2 protein-coding genes are annotated in these 1334 nt (G+C 69.6%); both read right to left on the bottom strand.

From position 1 onward, the window contains the following. Positions 1-830, bottom strand: an 830-nt coding sequence (locus AB0J16_RS59640) for a non-reducing end alpha-L-arabinofuranosidase family hydrolase (protein ID WP_358558325.1), incomplete at its 3' end; no start/stop codon positions are given. Positions 831-863: 33 nt separating this feature from the next. Further along, the coding region (locus tag AB0J16_RS59635) for a cellulose binding domain-containing protein (RefSeq protein WP_358558322.1) at positions 864-1334 on the bottom strand (471 nt) is incomplete at its 5' end.

Genomic DNA, 1334 nt, shown 5'->3' with positions numbered 1-1334 from the left:
TAGGAGAAGGCGGTCCCACCCCACTGGTAGGCGAGCACCCAGATGTTCTTCGGGGCGAAGTAGAAGAGCGTCGGCGCGACAGCGGAAACAGACATCGTGTTCTGGCCGGCCGAGGCCATGTCGGACCAGTTGGTGAAGAGGCCGAAGTTCATCGAACCCCACCTCGTCCCCGTGTCGTGCGTCGTCGCATAGACGAGATGCTTGCCGTTGTAGACGACGTTGGTGAAGTCCTTGAGCGAGACCCACCCCGACTTCGGGCTGGCCAGCTGGCCCGTCGATGTCCAGCGGTACGTCGATGGAAGAGCGCACGTGCCGGTCGGCGTCGGTGTGGGCGTCGGAGTCGGTGTGGGGGTGGGCGTGGGGGTGCCGGGGTCGCCGCAGGTCACGCCGTTCAGGGCGAACGACGTGGGCACGGGGTTGCTGCCGTTCCACGAGCCGTTGAACCCGAAGTTGGTGCTGCCGCCGGAGGGGATGGAGGCGTTGTAGGAGACGTTGGTGGCGGTCACCGACGAGCCCGACTGGGTCTGGGTGGCGTTCCAGATCTGGGTGATCTGCTGGCCGGCGCCGAAGGACCAGCTCAGCCGCCAGCCGTCGACCGCGTCGCCGAGGTTGTTGATGGTGACGCTGGCACCGAAGCCACCCTGCCAGCTCGAACTGATCGTGTAGTCGACCCGGCAGGCCACGGCGGCCTGGGCGGGCTGTGTGGTCAGCAGGCCGGCTCCGGCCAGCAGGACCGCGATGGCGCCGATCACCAGGCCGCGGCGCGAGACCCGCCGGGGCGGCGCCGCGGCCGTGACGGCGGAGGGGCGCGCCGGCCAGGGCAGACGCATCTGGATTCTCCTCATCATCATGTCCGGACTCCGTCAGGGGCTGGTGCAGGTGGCGGTCGGGGTAGCCGCGGTGCCGTTCGCGGTGAACCCGAAGGTCGTGGAGCCGCCGGCGGCGATGGAGCCGTTATAGGCGGCGTTGCGTACGGTGACGCTGGAGCCGGACACGCTCTGCTGGCCGTTCCACAGGCTGCTGATGCTCTGCCCGCCGGGCCAGGTCCACCGCACGGTCCATGCGCTGATCGCCGCGTCGCCCGCCTGGACGGTCACCGTCGACTGGAAGCCGCCCTGCCAGCTGTTGGTCGTCGTGATCGTCGCCGCGCACCCGTCCGGGACCGGTGTCGGTGTCGGAGTCGGCGTGGGCGTCGGGGTCGGTGTCGGAGTGGGGTCGGGGCCCGGCGAGGCGGCGTTCAGGGCGTTGAGGACCGCGTCGTAGGCGGGCTTCTTGTTGCCGCCGTTGAACAGCAGCGGGGTGTCACCGGACCGCCAGGAGTCCTGGTCGCGTAC

This window comes from Nonomuraea sp. NPDC049750 (assembly GCF_040659625.1).
In the GTDB taxonomy this organism is placed as follows: Bacteria; Actinomycetota; Actinomycetes; order Streptosporangiales; family Streptosporangiaceae; genus Nonomuraea.
Note: the sequence above shows the minus strand (reverse complement) of the source record. Positions and strands in the feature narration are given on the sequence as shown.